14 protein-coding genes and 1 riboswitch are annotated in these 17,763 nt (G+C 71.6%); of the genes, 4 read left to right on the forward strand and 10 right to left on the reverse strand.

Going from position 1 to position 17,763, the window contains the following annotated elements:
- Window positions 1-28: 28 nt before the first annotated feature.
- From ACIPYS_RS17605 to ACIPYS_RS17630, 6 genes are all read right to left on the reverse strand, one after another.
- Entirely contained in the window at window positions 29-1,123 is a 1,095-nt protein-coding gene (locus ACIPYS_RS17605; protein ID WP_400747070.1) for a PhlD, read from the reverse strand.
- A gap of 352 nt (window positions 1,124-1,475) precedes the next feature.
- Entirely contained in the window at window positions 1,476-2,039 is a 564-nt protein-coding gene (locus tag ACIPYS_RS17610) for an EF-hand domain-containing protein (RefSeq protein WP_400747072.1), read from the reverse strand.
- Window positions 2,040-2,194: 155 nt separating this feature from the next.
- Window positions 2,195-3,940 (reverse strand): dipeptide ABC transporter ATP-binding protein, encoded by a 1,746-nt coding sequence (locus ACIPYS_RS17615; protein WP_400747074.1) that lies wholly within the window; start codon window positions 3,938-3,940, stop codon window positions 2,195-2,197.
- Window positions 3,941-3,973: 33 nt separating this feature from the next.
- Window positions 3,974-4,966 carry an ABC transporter permease gene (locus ACIPYS_RS17620; RefSeq protein WP_093859479.1) on the reverse strand — a complete coding sequence of 331 codons (993 nt, stop codon included), beginning with the start codon at window positions 4,964-4,966 and terminating at the stop codon, window positions 3,974-3,976.
- Between the two features lie 92 nt (window positions 4,967-5,058).
- Window positions 5,059-6,813, reverse strand: coding sequence for an ABC transporter substrate-binding protein (locus tag ACIPYS_RS17625; protein WP_093859478.1), 1,755 nt, complete (start codon window positions 6,811-6,813; stop codon window positions 5,059-5,061).
- A gap of 101 nt (window positions 6,814-6,914) precedes the next feature.
- Window positions 6,915-7,889, reverse strand: a complete 975-nt coding sequence (locus tag ACIPYS_RS17630; protein WP_093859477.1) for an ABC transporter permease — start codon at window positions 7,887-7,889, stop codon at window positions 6,915-6,917.
- Between the two features lie 317 nt (window positions 7,890-8,206).
- Window positions 8,207-8,303, forward strand: a riboswitch (ZMP/ZTP riboswitch).
- 20 nt (window positions 8,304-8,323) lie between these two features.
- Between ACIPYS_RS17630 and ACIPYS_RS17635 the strand changes: the two genes are divergently transcribed.
- On the forward strand, window positions 8,324-9,781 hold the full coding sequence (locus tag ACIPYS_RS17635; protein ID WP_093859476.1) for a glycine hydroxymethyltransferase: 1,458 nt from the start codon (window positions 8,324-8,326) through the stop codon (window positions 9,779-9,781).
- 396 nt (window positions 9,782-10,177) lie between these two features.
- Window positions 10,178-11,182, forward strand: a complete 1,005-nt coding sequence (locus tag ACIPYS_RS17640) for a class I SAM-dependent methyltransferase (RefSeq protein WP_093859475.1) — start codon at window positions 10,178-10,180, stop codon at window positions 11,180-11,182.
- A 12-nt stretch (window positions 11,183-11,194) separates the two neighbouring features.
- Here the strand turns inward: ACIPYS_RS17640 and ACIPYS_RS17645 are convergent, their stop codons facing one another.
- The 3 genes from ACIPYS_RS17645 to ACIPYS_RS17655 all read right to left on the reverse strand — a co-directional run bounded on the left by ACIPYS_RS17645 (window position 11,195) and on the right by ACIPYS_RS17655 (window position 14,248).
- Complete coding sequence (locus ACIPYS_RS17645) at window positions 11,195-11,659, reverse strand: very short patch repair endonuclease (protein WP_400747077.1); 465 nt, start codon at window positions 11,657-11,659, stop codon at window positions 11,195-11,197.
- Window positions 11,660-11,752: 93 nt separating this feature from the next.
- Window positions 11,753-13,450 (reverse strand): APC family permease, encoded by a 1,698-nt coding sequence (locus ACIPYS_RS17650; protein WP_400747079.1) that lies wholly within the window; start codon window positions 13,448-13,450, stop codon window positions 11,753-11,755.
- 474 nt (window positions 13,451-13,924) lie between these two features.
- Window positions 13,925-14,248 carry a GntR family transcriptional regulator gene (locus ACIPYS_RS17655; protein ID WP_400747081.1) on the reverse strand — a complete coding sequence of 108 codons (324 nt, stop codon included), beginning with the start codon at window positions 14,246-14,248 and terminating at the stop codon, window positions 13,925-13,927.
- A gap of 138 nt (window positions 14,249-14,386) precedes the next feature.
- On the opposite strand from ACIPYS_RS17655, the gene ACIPYS_RS17660 reads away from it, so the two are divergent.
- Window positions 14,387-14,848 (forward strand): hypothetical protein, encoded by a 462-nt coding sequence (locus ACIPYS_RS17660; RefSeq protein WP_400747083.1) that lies wholly within the window; start codon window positions 14,387-14,389, stop codon window positions 14,846-14,848.
- An 87-nt stretch (window positions 14,849-14,935) separates the two neighbouring features.
- Window positions 14,936-16,147, forward strand: coding sequence for a recombinase family protein (locus ACIPYS_RS17665; protein WP_400747085.1), 1,212 nt, complete (start codon window positions 14,936-14,938; stop codon window positions 16,145-16,147).
- Between the two features lie 790 nt (window positions 16,148-16,937).
- Here the strand turns inward: ACIPYS_RS17665 and ACIPYS_RS17670 are convergent.
- Entirely contained in the window at window positions 16,938-17,660 is a 723-nt protein-coding gene (locus ACIPYS_RS17670; protein ID WP_400747087.1) for a hypothetical protein, read from the reverse strand.
- Window positions 17,661-17,763: the final 103 nt, after the last annotated feature.

The raw sequence follows: 17,763 nt of genomic DNA on the forward strand, positions 1-17,763 counted from the left end.
TCCGGCCCGGCACCGGCCCGGCACCGGCTCAGCCGCACCAGGTGGCCAGCAGGGTGCTCAGGGTCACCCCCGGGCCGAGGCCCAGCAGCAGGCCGCGGGCGCCGGCCGGCGGAGGCGTGCGATGGGTGCGGGCGAGGACGGAGAACACGGTGGCCCCGCCCAGGTTGCCCTCCTCGGTGAGGACGTCCCGCGAGTGCCGCAGGAACGCGGCGTCCTGGTCGAGCAGTGTCCCGAGCCGGTCCAGGATGGCCGGGCCGCCCGGGTGCAGCACGCCGAAGTCCAGCTCCCGTCCGCCGTGCCGGTCCAGCCAGTCGAGCAGCGCCGGGCCCAGGTCGGTGACCGAGCGGAGCGAGGCCCGGGTGGAGGCGAAGTGGTCGCCCCGGTGGTCCGTCAGCTTGCGGTAGCGGTCGGTGGTGTGCGGGATGGTGTACTCGAAGCAGTGGTCCAGCCCGAGCCCGGGCGTGCGCTGCTCGGCCGTGACCACGGCGGCCGCCGCCGCGTCGCCCCAGAGGCCCTTGTAGATCTGGTCCTCCACCGAGGTGCGGCTGTTCTGGTAGAGCGAGGAGAGCGACTCGGCGGCGACCACCAGCACCACGGCGGCCGGGTTCCAGGCCAGGAAGCGACGGGCCGTGAGCAGGACGTGGGCGCCGCCCGCGCAGGCCAGCTGGCTCATCGGCAGCCGGCTGATGTCGGGGCGCAGGCCCAGGTTCTGCTGGAGGTGGACGTCCAGACCGGGCACGGCGTCGCCGGTCGCGCTGGACACGATCACGCAGTCCACCTGCTCGGGCCGGACGCCCGCCGTCAGCATCGCCTCGGTGGCGGCCTGTTCGGCGGCGGCCAGCAGGTCGCCGAAGGTCGTGGTCTTGCGTTCGGCGGCGGTCCGCCCGGGGGAGGAGACCAGCTCGTACGGCCGGAAGTAGCGGCGGGTGCCGGGCAGGTTGCCGAGCGCCAGCCGGACGGTCTGGGCCTGCCGGGCCGGGTAGTCGGGGTTGCGGTCGAGGATGTCCTCCCGGATCCGCTCGGCCGTCACGGTGTGGGTCCCGAGGGCGAGGGCCGGGCGGGCGACGAAGGCGGGGACGGACCGGGTGGTGGGGGGAGCGGGGGTGGGGGCCGTGCTGGGCATGCGGATGGTTCCTTGCGGCTGTGCGCGCCGCGTCCGGCCGGACGCGACGGCCGGTCCGGGCGGTCCTGGCGCGCGGCCCGACGGTGCGGCGTCCGGCCGGCCGGGGGCGGCCGGGACGCACCGACCCGTCGTGACAGCGTCCGGCCCCGTCCGGGCGCCGGCACCGCCACGCTACCCGCCGGACCGCCCCGCCGCCGTGCCCGCCCCTGCTCCCGCTGTCGGCCGGGAGACCGCCGGTCACCTGCGCGGATCCCCGGACCGCAGGAGCCGACGGGCTCCCGCGGGGCGGCGCGCGGGGCTCCCGCCGGGCGGGCCGGACGGCGTCCCGCGGTCCGGTTCGGACGGGTCCCCGTCAGACCGCGTACGGAGGACGCCCGGCCCACCAGTGTCCGGGGGCCTCGGCCTCGCGGCTGGTCCAGAACTCGATGATGCCGCCGACGAACTCCTCGGCCGAGAGCACGCCGTCGCCGTCCACGTCCAGCCGGCGGAACGCCTCGTCGGCGTCGTCGCGGGAGAGGGCGGAGAAGTGCCCGCGCTGGAAGACGAAGAACTCGCCCGCGTCCACCGTTCCGCTGCCGTCCACGTCGGCGATCGCGAGGAAGGCCTCGGCCAGCGCGCCGAGCACGGTCCGCGCGGCCACCGGGTCGTCGGCCAGCGAGCGGGTCGAGGCGACGAACTGCGCGCGGCCGATCGAGGTGGTGCCGACCGGCAGGTGGGAGACGTGCAGGTCGCGCCAGATCGCCAGGTAGGCGTCGACGATGCGCTCCTCGGTGCACGAACCCTCCGCGTGCCCCAGCGAACGGGCCACCGCCCGGCCCATCAGCACGTGGTCGTGCTCGGTCAGCAGGCCGTCCCCGTCGGCGTCGAGGTGGTCGAAGCCGTGGTTGATCCTGGCGAGCAGCTTTTCCTCGGACACGTTTCTCCCGGATCGAGCAGATGTCCCGTCGGACCGCCGCAGCGGTCGTTCGCTGCACGCTAACGCGCCCGGTACCGGCCGCGCAGGCGAAGACCCGAACTGTCGGCCGGTCGTGCGCGCCGCCGCGGGCGGCGGGCCCCGGGAGCGTGGTCCGCTCAGCGCGCGGCGGCCAGCAGCTCCCGGGTGTACTCGGTGTGCGGCGCGGCGAACAGGCGGTCGCGGTCCGCGGATTCGACCAGCCGGCCGCGGTGCATCACCGCCACCCGGTCGCAGAAGTGGCGGACCACCGCGAGGTCGTGCGAGACGAACAGGAAGGCGACGCCGAGCTGTTCGCGCAGTTCCATGAGCAGATTGAGGACCTGCGCCTGGACCGACACGTCCAGTGCGGACACCGGCTCGTCGGCGATGATCAGCCGGGGTTCGGCCGCGAGCGCGCGGGCGATCCCGATCCGCTGGCGCTGGCCGCCGGAGAACTCGTGCGGATAGCGGTCCAGCCGGTCGGCCGGCAGCCCGACCCGCTCCAGCAGTTCGGCGGACCGCCGTCGCCGTTCGTCGGGGCCGAGCGCGGTGTGCAGCCGCAGCGGGGTCTCCAGGGTCTGCGCGACGGTGCGGCGCGGGTTGAGCGAGGCGTACGGGTCCTGGAAGACCAGCTGGACCTCCTTGGCGAGCCGCCGCCGCAGCGCCCGGTCCGGCCGGCCGGCGTCCTGGCCGTCGTACCGGACGGTGCCGGCGGTGGCGGGCTGGAGACCGGCCAGCACCCGCGCGGTGGTGGACTTCCCGGATCCGGACTCGCCGACCAGGCCGAGCGTCTCGCCGGGCGCGATGCGCAGGCCGAGCCCCTCGACGGCCCGCACCGGCTCGGACCGCGTCCCGGGGAAGCGGCGGCGGCCGGGGAAGTGCACCGAGAGGTCCTCGATCTCGACCAGCCACCGCCCGCCGGTGGCCGAGGCGGACCCGGACGCCGCCGGACCGGGGCGGTCGGTCGGCCGGGGCGCCGGCGAGGGGTCGTCGACGGTCGGCAGCGGTGTCCCCGGCACCGATTCCAGCGTCAGCGCGGCGCCGACCAGGGCCCTGGTGTACGGCTCCCGGGGTGCAGCCAGCAGCTCCGCGGTGGGCGCGGTCTCCACCTCCCGGCCGCCGCGCAGCACGAGGGTGCGGTCGGTGCTGCCCGCGACCACCCCGAGGTCGTGGCTGACCAGCAGCACGGCGGTGCCGTGCTCGCGCTGCAACTCGCCCAGCAGGTCGAGCACCTGGCCCTGGACGCGGGCGTCGAGCGCGGTGGTGGGCTCGTCGGCGATCAGCACGTCGGGATTGTTCAGCAGGGCCATCGCGATCATCACCCGCTGCCGCATGCCGCCGGAGAAGCGGTGCGGGTGGTCGGCCGTCCGGGCGGCCGGGATGCCCACCCGGTCGAGCATGGCGGCGGCGGCCCGGCCGGCCTCCGCCCGGCCCGCGCGGGGGTGGTGCAGCCGGTACATCTCGGCGAGCTGCGCGCCGACGGTGTGGAAGGGGCTGAGCGAGGTCAGCGCGTCCTGGAAGACCAGGGCCACCCGCCCGCCGCGCACCTGTCGCAGCACCCGCTCCCCGGCGCCGACCAGCTCCTGCCCGTCCAGCCGGACCGAGCCGGTGACCGTGGTGGTGCGCGGGTCGTGCAGGCCCAGCACGGCGAGCCCGGTGGCGGACTTGCCGGAGCCGGACTCGCCGACCAGGCCGAGGACCTCGCCCCGGGCGAGGTCGAAGGACAGGCCCCGCACGGCGTGCACGGGTGCGCCGCCGCGCGGGTCGGCGAAGCTGACGGAGAGGTCGCGGACGCTGAGCACCGGCGGCCCGGCGGCGGGCACCGGCGGGGCAGTCGGCGCGGCGGTGGGCGCGGCGGTGGGCGCGGTCGCGGAGGAGGTCATCGGGAGGGCTCCAGGCGGGAGGCGGCGGGTGGTTCAGCCGAGGCGGATGCGCGGATCGAGCCAGGCGATCACCAGATCGGCCAGCGCGACGAACAGCACGACGAAGCAGGCGGCGAGCAGCACCGCGCCGACCACGGCCGGCAGGTCCTGCCCCTCGACGGCCTCGGTGGCGAACCGGCCGACGCCGTTCAGCCCGAACACCGTCTCGGTGATCACCGCGCCGCCGAGCAGCGCGCCGGCCTCCAGGCCGAGCAGCTGCACCAGCGGTCCGGCGGCGCCGCGCGCGGTGTACTTGAGGTGCGCCCGGAGGCGGCCGAGGCCCTTGCCGCGGGCGGTGCGCACGTACTCCTCGTCCATCGTCTCCAGCAGCTGCGAGCGCGAGAGCCGGGCGAACACGGCCGAGTTGACGAAGCCGAGGACGATCCACGGGAGCAGCATGCCGCCCGCCCAGGCGGCGGGGTCGGTGGCCGGCGGGGTGTAGGAGGGCAGCGGCAGCAGTCCGGTGGTGTAGACCAGGCCCCACTGGGCGACATAGCCGAGGAAGTAGATCTGCACGCTGGCGCCGACCAGGGTGAAGCCGGAGAGCAGCCGGTCCGTCCGGGTGCCGTGCCGCAGCGCGGCGACGAAGCCGCTGCCGAGCCCGAACACCACCAGGACGGCCAGCGCGCCCGCGGCCAGCGAGAGGGTCACCGGCAGGTGGTCGACCAGGGCCTCGGTGACCGGCTGGTGCAGCCGGTAGGAGTAGCCGAGGCAGGGCGCGTCGCAGTGCAGGGTGGAGCCGTCGACGTCCTGGACGTCGCGGCCGGCCACGATCCCGGTCAGGTAGTCGGTGTACTGGGTGAGCAGCGGCTGGTCCAGGCCCATGCTCGCGCGGACCGCCGCGACCTGACCGGTGTCGCAGCGCGGGCCGCAGGCGGCGCGGGCGGGGTCGGCGGGGGCGGCGTAGAAGAGGGCGAAGGCGGCGGCGGAGACCGCGGCCAGGACGGCGAGCGCCTGGAGGATCCGCCGCAGGGCGAAGGAGAGCATGGTGGCCGGTCCGGGGTCGGTGGGCGTCGGGGCGGCGGTCCCGCCGCGCGCCGCGCGGGGCGGGCGGCGGGACCACCGGGGAGTGCGGGGTGTCAGGCCTTCAGGTAGAGCCAGGCGAGGCCGACGGACCCGTAGATCGGGTGGACGAACGCGCCGCCGACGTTGGAGCCGCGCAGCTGGTTGACGTTCGGGTAGGCGAACGGCAGCACCGGCTGGTCCTTCATCACCGTCTGCTCCAGCGCGTACAGCTCCTTGGCCTTGGCCCGGGGCTCGCCGATCCCGTTGATCCGGTCGATCTCCTTGTCCACCGCGCCGTTGCGGTAGCGGGCGGAGTTGAGGTCGCTGTTGGCGCGTCCGTCGAAGGAGAACGGGATCAGGGTGGAGGGCGTCGGCCAGTCGACCGAGCTGGTCTCCTCCCACAGGTCGTAGGGGGAGTCGGCGCGGTGCGCCTCGTCCAGCAGGGCCTTGGGGTCGACCGGCTTCGGCACCAGGGTGATGCCGGCCTTGGCGAAGCCGTCGACCAGCACCTGCGCGACCCGCTGGCCGTTCGGGGTACTGGCGTACGCGTAGGTGAGCGGGGCGGGCGGCTGCGCGGCCTTGGCCAGTACGGCCTTCGCGGCGTCCGGGTCGCCCTCCGGCCTGGCCGGGTTCAGGTCGTACTTCTGCCAGTCGACCAGGGCGGGCGAGCTGAGGGTGCTGGCGAGCTCGCCGGCCCGGCTGCCGCCGAGGACCTGGCGGGCCTGCTGGCGCGGGTAGGCGAGGTTGAGGGCCTTGCGGACCTCGGGGTCGGTCACCCGCTCGTTGTTGACCATGAGGTAGGTGACGAAGGCACCCTGCCGTCCGGAGACGACGAGGTCCTTGGCCTTCGGGTCGGTGTCGACGGTCTGGTACAGCTCGGGGGAGAGCTGGGTGGCCACCGTGGTGGCGTCCGCGCCGCCGTCCCGCCCGGAGAGGATCTCCTGGTTGATGTTGAGCGCCTCCTTCCCGAAGGTGAAGACGAACTTCTCCGGGTACTGGCTGCGGACCGGGTCGGTCTCCGCCTTCCAGTGCGGGTTGCGCTCCAGCACCAGCCGGGTGTTCTGGACGTGCTCGACGATCCGGTACGGGCCGGTGGCGAACGGCAGCCGGTCGTAGTCGGTGCCGGTGTCCTTGTCCTTGCGCACCGGCGAGGAGGAGGACTGCGCGGCCATGTACGGCACGTCGGCCTGCGGCTGCGGGAAGTGGAACACCAGGGTGCGGTCGTCCGGCGTCGCGATCGCGTCGAGCTCGCCGTCCTGCGGGCCGGCGTACTTCTTGCGGGCGTCCTCGTAGCTGGCCTCGCCGGTCAGCCACTGCGGCCAGTACGGCGGGCCGACCTCGTAGCCCTTGCCGAACGAGCGCTCGATGCCGTACTTGACCTGCTGGGAGGTGATCGGCTGGCCGTCCTCCCAGGTCACGCCCTCCTTCAGCCGGTAGGTCCAGGTGCGGCCGTCGTCGCTGGCGGTGCCGGTGTCGGTGGCGAGGTCGCCGACCAGCCTGGCCCTGCCGTCGACCACCTGGTACTGGGTCAGCTGGCGGCCCCACAGCAGCGAGGTGTTGTAGGCGGCGCCCGCGTACACCTTCTGCGGGTCGAGGTGGCGGAAGTCGGTGGTGTTGTAGACGTTCACCGTGCCGCCCGCGCGGGCACCGGGGACGGCGGGGGCCGGTCCGGCGCTCTCCTTCTCGGTGCCGAGCGCGGCGGTCAGCGGCGAGGCGTCCCCGGCCGCGGCACCGGGGCCGGCCGAGGTGGTGCTGCCCGCGCCGGCCGAGCAGGACGTCGCCAGCAGGGCGGTCGCGACGACGGCGAGGGACGGTCTGATCCAGCGCATGGCGAATCTCTCCTTGCCCCGGGGTCTCCGGGGCGGTCGGGTGAACTGTCGGGTGAACAGCGGAAGGAAGGCGGTCGGTCGGACCGCGGCCGGCGACGGCCTCAGCGGGCGGCCCGCGGGTCCAGGGCGTCCCGGACGGCGTCGCCGAGCAGGTTGAAGGCGAGCACGAAGAGCAGCAGCGCGACGCCGGGGAAGAACATGTACGTCGGGTCGGCCCGGAACACCTCGGAGCCGCGGGAGATCATCCGGCCCCAGTCCGGGACCGGCTCGTTGATGCCCACGCCGAGGAAGGACAGCACCGCCTCCGAGGCGACGAACGCCGGCACCGCCATGGTGGCGTGCACCAGCAGCTGCGCCCGGACGTTCGGCAGGAGTTCCCGGACGACGATGTGGAATCCACCGGCGCCCATTGCCCGCGCGGACTGCACGAAATCCCTTTCCCGGAGCGACCGGACGCTGGCCCGCAGGGAAAGGGCGAGCGGAATCCAGCCGAACGCGGAGAACACCAGCACCAGCACCAGGAACTGCATCCACTCCGGCTCCGCGGCGCCCGGGTCGACCAGCCGGGACTGGATCACCGGGCTGAGCGCGAGCAGCAGCAGCAGGGTCGGGAACGCGAGCAGGACGTTGGAGAGGAAGCCGAACACCCGGTCGGTGATCCCGCCCAGGCAGCCCACCGCGACCCCGGCCAGCACCCCGAGAGCGGTGGTGACGGCGGCCGAGGCGAAGGCGATCAGCAGCGAGGTGCGGATGCCGTAGAGCAGCTGGGTGAACACGTCACGGCCCAGGCCGGGCTCCAGGCCGAACCAGAACTCCCCGGAGATGCCGCCGTTCGGCGCGATCGGCAGGCCGCCGTCGCTGAGCAGGCCGGGGACGTTCTGGCCGTAGTGCTCGGTGGGGTTCCTGCCGTACAGCGCGGCGATCAGCGGGGCCGCCAGGGCGAGCAGCAGGAAGAGCACCACCACGCCGAGCGCGACGGCCCCGGTGCGGTCGCGGCAGATCCGCCGCAGCAGCCCCGGCGGGGCGGGCCGCGCGGGCGGCGCGTCCGGTACGGCGACGTGTTCGACCACTGCCATGACAGGCGTACTCCCCGAATTCCGTGCCGCCCCATGGGTGGAGGTGCACCGGCGTACATTTACGGACGCCTTCCCGGGGGTTTCCCGGGGGCGTCGCCGAACGCCATCAGATCGGACACCCAGGATCTTTCGCAAATCATTCCGAAGGCATCCGGAAAGTGCTTCCCGGCCTTTGTTTCGGGAATTGTGACGGCTTCATTCCGCCGCAATACGGCCGTAGCAGAAGAACGGGCACAAGCGGACAAAAGGTATGTCATGTCCGCCGCTGTCCCGCATTCTGAGATCTCCGCCACAGGCCGTCCGGCGTTGGTACGATTCCGGCGGGCCGCGACTGGCGCGCACGGATGGAATCGACCATCGGGAAGCGGCCCCGTGCCGAATCACGAGCAGTTGCCGAGCGCCTGGGCCCCCGACCTCCCCCTCAGGAGACCGCCATGGCCCCGCAGCCGCACACGGCCGCCACCCCCGCCGCCAACACCGCCTTCCGCTCCGCCCTCGACGTGGTCCGCGAGGTCGAACCCCGGATCGCCGCCGCCATCGGTCAGGAGATCGACGACCAGCGCGCCTCGCTCAAGCTCATCGCCAGCGAGAACTACGCCTCCCCGGCCGTCCTGCTCACCATGGGCAACTGGCTCAGCGACAAGTACGCCGAGGGCACCGCCGGCCGCCGCTTCTACGCCGGCTGCCGCAACGTCGACACCGTTGAGACCGTCGCCGCCGAGCACGCCCGCGCCCTGTTCGGCGCCGACCACGCCTACGTCCAGCCGCACTCCGGCATCGACGCCAACCTGACCGCGTTCTGGGCCGTCCTCTCCCAGCGGGTCGAGAGCCCCGCCCTGGAACGTGCCCAGGTCCGCAACGTCAACGACCTCACCGAGGAGGACTGGGCCGAACTGCGCCGGGAGCTCGGCAACCAGCGCATGCTCGGCATGTCCCTGGACACCGGCGGCCACCTCACCCACGGCTTCCGCCCCAACATCTCCGGCAAGATGTTCGACCAGCGCAGCTACGGCACCGACCCGGCCACCGGCCTGATCGACTACGACGCGCTGCGCGCCACCGCCCGGGAGTTCCGCCCGCTGATCCTGGTGGCCGGCTACTCCGCCTACCCGCGCCGGGTCGACTTCCGCCGGATGCGCGAGATCGCCGACGAGGTCGGCGCCACCCTGATGGTCGACATGGCCCACTTCGCCGGCCTGGTCGCCGGCAAGGTGTTCACCGGCGACGAGGACCCGGTGGCCCACGCCCACATCGTCACCACCACCACCCACAAGTCGCTGCGCGGCCCGCGCGGCGGCATGGTGCTCTGCGTCGAGGAGCTCGCCGAGCACGTCGACCGGGGCTGCCCGTTGGTGCTCGGCGGCCCGCTCTCGCACGTCATGGCCGCCAAGGCGGTCGCCTTCGCCGAGGCCCGTCGCCCCGAGTTCCAGGACTACGCCCAGCGGGTCGTCGACAACGCGCGGGCCCTCGCCGAGGGGCTGCTGCGCCGCGGCGGCACCCTGGTCACCGGCGGCACCGACAACCACCTCGTGCTCGTCGACGTCTCCGGCCACGGCCTGACCGGCCGCCAGGCCGAGGCCGCGCTGCTGGACGCCGGCATCGTCACCAACCGCAACTCCGTGCCGGGCGACCCGAACGGAGCCTGGTACACCTCGGGGGTGCGGATCGGCACCCCGGCGCTCACCACCCGGGGCCTCGGCACCGCCGAGATGGACGAGATCGCCGGGCTGATCGACACCGTGCTGCGCGCCACCACCCCGGCCACCACGGCCGCAGGCGCGCCCTCCAGGGCCCAGTACGTGCTGGACCCGGCGGTCGCCGAGGGCGTCGCGAAGCGCGCCGCCGACCTGCTCGCGGGCTTCCCGCTCTACCCGGGTGTCGACCTGGCCTGATCCGCCGCCCGCCGGCCCGGCCGGGGCAGTCGCCCCCGGCCGGGCCGGTTCGGTGATGCGCCCGCCTCCGGCGCCGTCCTGATGACAATCCGGTGCCCGGACGGCACTATGGACGAACCGTTCCTCCGCGGTGCACAGGTCTCGGTCAACTCCGCGCACAAACGGCCGGAGCCGAAATTCTTTGCTCCCGGCCCGCGCAACTCCGCTCCGTGGCGAGTAGATTGCAGCGAACTCGGGCACCCGGGACTACGGTCGGTGCCAGGCGGCCGGGCCGCTTCCGTCTGCCCGGACCGCCCTCCGGAGCCGGAGCGCCGGGACCGTCACAGGGCCGCAGCGGCCGACCCGAGTCCGGAGATCGTGCCCAATGGTCGTTCGTACCGTGTTAGGAGCCGCCTCGTGACCGACGCCGCCGCACTCAGTGCCGACCAGCAGCGACCTGCTGAACCGGGGGTGCTCGACGACGTACCCGGGTGGTTCTGGGACCAGGACCGGCACCTCTTCGACTGGTTCCTGGGCCGGCAGGAGAAGGCCGGCCGCTCCGGTGACCTCATGGAGATGGGCGCCTACCTGGGTCGCAGCGCGATCGTCATCGGCTCGCACCTCCAGCCGGGGGAGTCGTTCACGGTCTGCGACCTCTTCGACTCCGACGCCCCGGACGACGAGAACGCCGCCGAGATGGACATGTCCTACCGCCGGACGCTGACCCGCGCCGCCTTCGAGACCAACTACCTCGCCTTCAACGAGCGGCTGCCGGAGATCGTCCAGGCCCCGACCTCGACGCTGGGCGGCGGCCGGGTCGCGCCCGGCGCCTTCCGCTTCATCCACATCGACGCCTCGCACCTCTACGAGCACGTCGCCGAGGACATCCAGGTCGCCCGGACGGCGCTCGCCTCCGACGGCGTCGTGGTCCTGGACGACTACCGCTCCGCCCATACCCCGGGCGTCGCCGCCGCCACCTGGGAGGCCGTGTTCAACCACGGACTGCGGCCGATCGTGCTGACCGACAGCAAGTTCTACGGCACCTGGGGCGACCCGGAGCCCGCCCAGCTCGACCTGCTGGCCCGCCGGGGCACCCTGCCGCACTGCGACATCAGCAGCGAGACCGTCGACGGGCGCCGGCTGGTCCGGATCAGCGGCAGCGACGCGGGGGCCGAACCGTTCCGGGTCTCCCGCCACCATGCCCGGCTGGCCGCCGAGGCGGAGCGCCGCGCCGCCGAGCAGGTCGCCGACGATGCCTTCCGCGCCGCCGAGCGCGACCGCGAGACGGCCGACCGCGACCTCGCCGACCGCCGTGCCCGCGCCGCCGAACGCCGCCGCCCCGCCAACGTCGCCAAGCGCGCCGTCGGCGACCTCCTCCCCCCGGTCGTCACCTCCGCCATCCGCCGCGCCCGCCGCGGCTGACCGCCGGGGGCGTCAGGGAGCGTCGCCGGGGGCCGCCGTGTGCGCCACCGCCTCCGGCGGGGGAGCGTCCGGCCGCAGCCGGGTCCAGACCGTCCGGGCGATGGCGGCCGGGGGTTCGTGCTCCCAGAACCGCAGCACCGTCCAGCCGTCCTCGGCCAGGTGGCGGGTGGTGTCCAGGTCACGGGTGACGTTGCGGTCGAGTTTGGTGCGCCACCAGTCGGCGTTGGACTTCGGGCTGGTCGCGTGCTCGGGGCAGCCGTGCCAGAAGCAGCCGTCGAGGAAGACCGCGACCTTCGGGCCGGGGAACAGGATGTCGACGGTGCGCCGCGGCAGTCCGGGGACCTTGGCGTTCACGCGGTAGCGCAGGCCCCAGCGGAACAGCAGCCGCCGGACGGCCAGCTCCTGCGCGGTGTCGCGGGACGCCTGGCGGCTCATACGGGCCGCGACGGACGGGGAGGAAGCGGCGGGTGACGACATGCGACCCAGTATTCCGCGCCCCGCCGACAACGACGGAGGGGCGCCGCCCGGGGGATCCCGGGGCGGCGCCCCTCCTGCTGCCCGGTGCCGGGCTCAGCCGCGCGGTGCTCCGGCGGGTTCCGCGTCGGCGGCCCGTCCGGACCCGTCCTCGGCGCGCTCCGCCGCGGCGTCCTCGGCGAGCTCGAGCTTGACGGCGGCGAGGCTGGGGTTGGCCCAGGCGCTGCGGACGCCCCAGGCGTAGAAGGCGAGCGCGATCAGCGCGACGACCAGCAGGTCCCAGCCCTCGGGGAGGTAGCCCTCGCCGCCGAACTCGGTGGAGCCGGCCCAGGAGACGCCGGCCATCACGAACAGGTAGGCGACCATCCAGGCGCCGGCCTTGAGGTGCGGCTTCAGCTCGGCGAACGGCTTGCGCAGCTCGTACCAGGCCCAGATCGGCAGACCGGCGGCCATCAGCAGGATGACCTTGCCGGTGAGCGGCCAGCGGGCCCAGTAGAGGACGAGCGAGCCGAAGATCATGGCGATCGGGGCGATCACCGGCATCGCGCGCAGCCGGACCGGTCGGGGCAGCTCGGGGGCCAGGCGGCGCAGCGCCATCACCGCGACCGGTCCGGTGATGTAGGAGATCACGGTGGCCACCGAGACGATCTCGGCGAGCGAGCCCCAGCCGCGGAAGACCGCGAGGAAGCAGAAGGCGACGACCAGGTTGAGCACCAGCGCCGGGCGCGGGATGCCGGTCTTCGGGTCGACCCGGCCGAAGAGCTTCGGCAGGTGGCCGTTCTCCTGGACGCCGTGGATCATCCGGGAGGTGGTGGCGGCGTAGATCATGCCGGTGCCGCTGGGGGAGACGAAGGCGTCCGCGTACAGCAGCAGGGCGAGCCAGTTCAGGCCCCAGGCGATGGCCAGGTCGGCGAGCGGCGAGGTGTAGCCGAGGCCGCCCCAGCCGTTGGCCAGGTCGGCGGTCGGAACGGCGCCGAGGAAGGCGATCTGCAGCGCGACGTAGATCACCAGGGCGATCAGGATCGAGCCGATCACGGCCTTGGGCAGCGACTTGCCGGGGTCACGGGCCTCGCCGGCCAGGTTGAGCGGGGACTGGAAGCCGTTGAAGGCCCAGACGATGCCGGAGACGGCCACCGCGGTGAACACCGCGCTCCAGCCGTTCGGCGCGAAGCCGCCGTGGTCGGTGAAGTGCGCGGTGTCGAAGTGCGCCAGCAGCAGGGCGCCCGCGGTGAGGGTGGGGACGACGACCTTGAACACCGTGATCGCCGTGTTGGTCTTGGCGAACAGCGTGATCGCGAACCAGTTCAGCGCGAAGTAGACGAGCAGCAGCACACTGGCCAGGGCCACGCCGCTGACGGACAGCTCCTGTCCGTCGAAGAGGCCCTTGGCCCAGCCGAAGTCCCAGGAGCTCATGTACTGCACCGAGGCGGTGGCCTCACCGGGGATGACCGAGACGATCGCGATCCAGTTGGCCCAGGCGGCCAGGTACCCGGCCAGCGAACCGTGCGAGTACTGGCCGTACCGGACCATGCCGCCGGCCTTGGGGAACATCGAGCCGAGCTCGCTGTAGGTGAGCGCGATGGTCAGGGCGACGGCCGCGCCGATCACCCAGGCGACGATCGAGGCCGGTCCGGCCAGCCGGGCGGCCCGCTCGGCCCCGAAGAGCCAGCCGGAGCCGATGATCGATCCGAGTCCGACCGCGGTGAGGCTGATGGTGCCGAGCGAGCGGCGGTAGTGCTGATGGGATGCCGTCTTCGACTCGGGCTCACTCACCGTATCGGTCCTCTGTCTCATCGTGTCACTTGGCTTTCCGGACAAACGGGAAGAGCCTAAGGGGCGAAATCGGGCGAAACCTCAGCTGGACCTCAGATTCACCGCAAAACACTCGATCGTTGCCATCTCGTGTCCGAACCTCTGACTTTCGGCGGGGGCGCGGAGACGACCGGCGGGGCGTGCGGGGAGCGCCTCCGAAGGGTGGCCCCGAGCGGGCAGAAGGGTGCGGGCGCGCGGCGTGCCGGAGGGTGCGGGGCGTCGGGAGGGTGCGGGGGCAAAAAGAAATTCCCCGCAGGAACTCTTGCGAGTTCCCACGGGGAATCGATGGTGTCCGAGGGGGGACTTGAACTCTCCTCTCGGGCACCAGCCCATGAGTACTCTGACCTGCGGAAACGTGCCTGACAGGGCGGCTGTTTGACGGCTCCCCGCACCTGCGCGTCCTGACTGTTTCTGGCTGTTCGTGACCGCTGTTGGTCATGCGTTGGTCACGCGACCTCAGGGCGATGACGGCTGCTCCCGCCCGGCATGGCCGGCACTCTCGGCAACGAACGTGCCCCGGGGGTGCACAACGAACAACCGGCCCTCAGCCACCAGGGCAGCGATCGATCGGCGGACGGTCGGCCGGGACAACCCGTACAACTCGCACAGCGCTGATTCCGATGGGATGGCCCGTCGGGGTGCCCAGTCTCCGCGCCCGATCCGAGCACGCAGGATGGCCGCAAGCTGCTCGAAAGGCGGCTCGGGCGCCTCGCGGTCGATCTGGTCATCCGGGCCATATTCCATGGTCAGACGGTACCGGGGGCAACCCTGGGGGCGCATACTCGGGGGTCACGCCCCTTTACGTCCCTTTACGTCAGTTGACGTTAAGGTCTATCGTCGTCAACGAAAGAACCCCCAGCGCCGCGTAGGACCGGCACCGGGGGTGGTGTCCGACAGCTATTTGGGAGCTGCACGAACATGCGACAGCTTATCGCCCGCGTCACCCGAACCGTCTTGTGTTCAGCCGCAACAGCCCGGGACAGGCTGCACCGGCTCCGCGCCCCGGCCGCAATCAACGAGCTGGCCGAACCCGTCCAGCTCGCTCGGCCAGGAGACGTCATCTGCGCCCCCACGCGGCCCATTCCGGTGCTTGAACTTCGTGAGACGGCCTGGACCCAGCCTAGGAACCTGGTCCCGCGCTACATGGTCGCCTTCGAGGCCATGACCAAGGACGAACAACAGGTCGTTCGACAGCGACTCGCCGTTGAGGCAAACAAGCGCTGGGCTCTAACCCTGGCAACCGAACGGGCCCGCGAGGACAGCCGGCGTAGGCAACGGGCCGAGGACTTCGCCGCAAAGCTCGGTCTGCCCAGCCCCTCGCGTTGGCAGGATGACATCGTCATCGACCTCCCGCGCAGCTTGGCCGGCGTGGTGGCTTGATCAGGGCCCGCCCCCCCGAATTCACGGCCCCCGCCCTGTACGGGGCCGCTGCTCTCTTGTACGCACCGCCTAGACCCGGGAAGGGCTATGTCGCTGTTCGGACCACCTATCGATCTCTCGGACCTGCCAAACTTCAAGTACTCGGACCTTCGGCGACGGTCCTTGGCGTTCGTCGGCCGTGTCTCCACCAAGGACAACCAGCTCCCGGCCACGTCCATACCGCGCCAGGTGGCCCTTGCCTCCGCACGCCTCGAACCGGGGGAGACGTTCACCGCCCACTTCTGGGATGTCGAATCCGGGATGCTGCCGCCGGAACTACGGGGCCTCAAGCCCCAGGACATGTACGACGCACTCATGGTTCCGACCCCCCGAGACGGAGGTCTCCAGGACCTCGTGGACCGGGCCGAACAACTGGGGATCACCCATGTTCTTGCGGAACGCTCCGACCGGGTAGCACGCGCCATGCTGACCAGCCTCACGGTGGAACACGGCCTAGAGAAGGTTGGCGTGGAGGTCATCTATGCCAACGAACCGACCGGCGGAACCAGGTCCGGCCAACTCCGTGCCCGCCGCTCAAGCCAAGTTGATGCGGAGATCTACCGTGCGGTGCTGATGGAACAATCGATGGGCGGACAGGTCCAACACACCGCCGGCGGATGGAACCACGGGCACGCGCCTTACCCGTACATCACAACGATCGACCCGAATGCCCCCCAGCGCGAACAGGGGCGGTTCGGTGCCAGCCGGCCGAAGAAGAAGTTGGCGCCGCACCCCGATCCGCGACGGTTCGACGCAGCCCGAGAACTGTGCAGGCTGCGACGCGAGGAGGGATTGAAGGCGGCGGACATCATCGCGATCCTCACAGCGGAACCCGAGCGGTACCCGATCGACCGGCGTTGGACGCACAACCTTGTCGAGGGGCTGATTGCGAACCCCAAACTCGCTGGCTACCAGGTCTACAACCGACGGGCCACCCGTACTGGCAAGGCGGGGTTCTCCCGGTTGAACCCGGTCGACCAGTGGGTATGGTCGGCGGAGGTCGTGCACGAGCCGGTGATCAGCGTCGAGGAGTGGAGGTTGGCGCAGGAGATTACGGCGGGGCTGCGCGTAGGAGCCGAGGACGGCGCTCTGTCCCGCATCCGCACCGCCGCGCGTCAGTTGGGGCTCACCGTCACCGCGCTCGACCGCAGCAAAAGTCACACGGTCTACCGGATCGGCCAGAAGACGGTGGTCCTGCCAATCCGGATCCCGGACATGATCGTGCAACAGGTCATCGATGACATGGGGAGTGCCAAATGAATTCCCTCAGCTCCCAGGCCCACCGACGCGGCCGCATTTGGGTGGTCCACGTACCCGAACACGGGGTGTACGGATCTGGGCGGACCCTGAAAGCGGCCCACGAGGACACGACGGCCGCACTTGCGTTGATCGGCATCACGTCCGAGGTCGAACTCACACCGGTAACCCCGGAGCTGGAGGCGCTGCGCGGCGCCGCCGAGACCTATGAGAGGGCATTGAGCGAAGCGGTAGGCGCCTTGGAATTGCGCAGGGCGACACTCGGGGACATCTCTCGGGCCACAGGAGTGCCAGTCAATCGGGTGAGGCGGCTCCTCGCCGAACGTTCGACGCCTCCTGAGAAGCTGCACACCAATAGCGGTCCCTGATTTGTAACAACCCAGCGAGGGTGACGTGATGCCAGGAGGAGAGTAGCCGCGACGAAGGAAGGCCCCCCGGGTGATCCCGGGGGGCCTTCCTTCGTCGCGACACTCCGGTGGTCACGAACGGCAAGAGGTCGAGTCTGTACCGGTCGTGAGCTTACCGAACGGAATGGGGAGGGCTGACCTCCTCCTTCTCCTGCTCCTGTGAGGCCGGCACTTCCGGCCTTGTGGTGCGGCTGCGGTGCTTCCACAGCTCCCGCCACCAGGAGAGCCGGTGAGCAGACTGCCGCGGAAGCAGTGCGCCAGCCACGATTCGAACGGCCAGTGCAAGCACCATCACGAACGCGAGTACGCCAACAACCCACCACGGGGTGTCGGCGGGAAGATCAATTTGAGGCATGAGGTTCCCCGAGAACCGGGGGCACCGCGGACTAGGCGGCCAGGCTCCAAGCCGATCGGTGCCCCTGCTGACAGAAGGCCGGCAGGGGCCTGGAAGTCGGTCCTCGGGGGACGAGGGGGGCGGCTAGTCGTTCGGAACCACAGACGCAGGACCAGGCCCTTGGCTCCTCAAGCAGCGGCTCGTAACAGGGGACGGGGAGGGCGTCCCACAACACGAGCAACAACAGCTCCAGGCCCAGACGTTCGGCCTGGGCCTGGAGCCATCCCTCATGAAGGAACAGGATGAACCCAAGGCCAGTGAAGGGGCCGTAGAAATCCCAGGGCTGTTCCGGTCGGTTCGTGGTGGCCCCTGCTTCGGCTACCGCCCGTTCGAGCGGCCTGCCGACGCCTCGCCTGAGCACTTTCAGTCCTCGACTGCGCGAGTAGAAGCCAGCGGCTGACGACAAGATGCCAGCCAACTGCACTTCGGGCTGCGCCTGCTGCGGATCGAACTTCGTCGCTGCAGTGGCCACGATCGAGTAGAAGCTCTCCTGGCTGCGAAGGAAATCCTCAATCGCGGCAGCGTGAGGCCAATCGGCCTCAATCTCCTGGAGCTCAAGACTAGTCGCGGTCAGATCAACAAGGAGCTGGTCCCGCGTCGGCTGAGAGCCTGACCTGATCATGTCTGCGGTCTGCCAAAGCACGACGCTCAACCGCGGGTGCCATGGACCCCGGTAGCCTGCAAGCAAATCATCCAACAAGAGGGATATGTCCACGCCTCCAACCGTCACGGCGTACAGCCTACTCGGCTCAGCCGACAGGAGGGGCAACTTACCCTTGCGACAGTCGTGAACGGCCCTCCCCGAAGAACGGGGAGGG

This window comes from Kitasatospora sp. NPDC089913 (assembly GCF_044748625.1).
In the GTDB taxonomy this organism is placed as follows: Bacteria; Actinomycetota; Actinomycetes; order Streptomycetales; family Streptomycetaceae; genus Kitasatospora.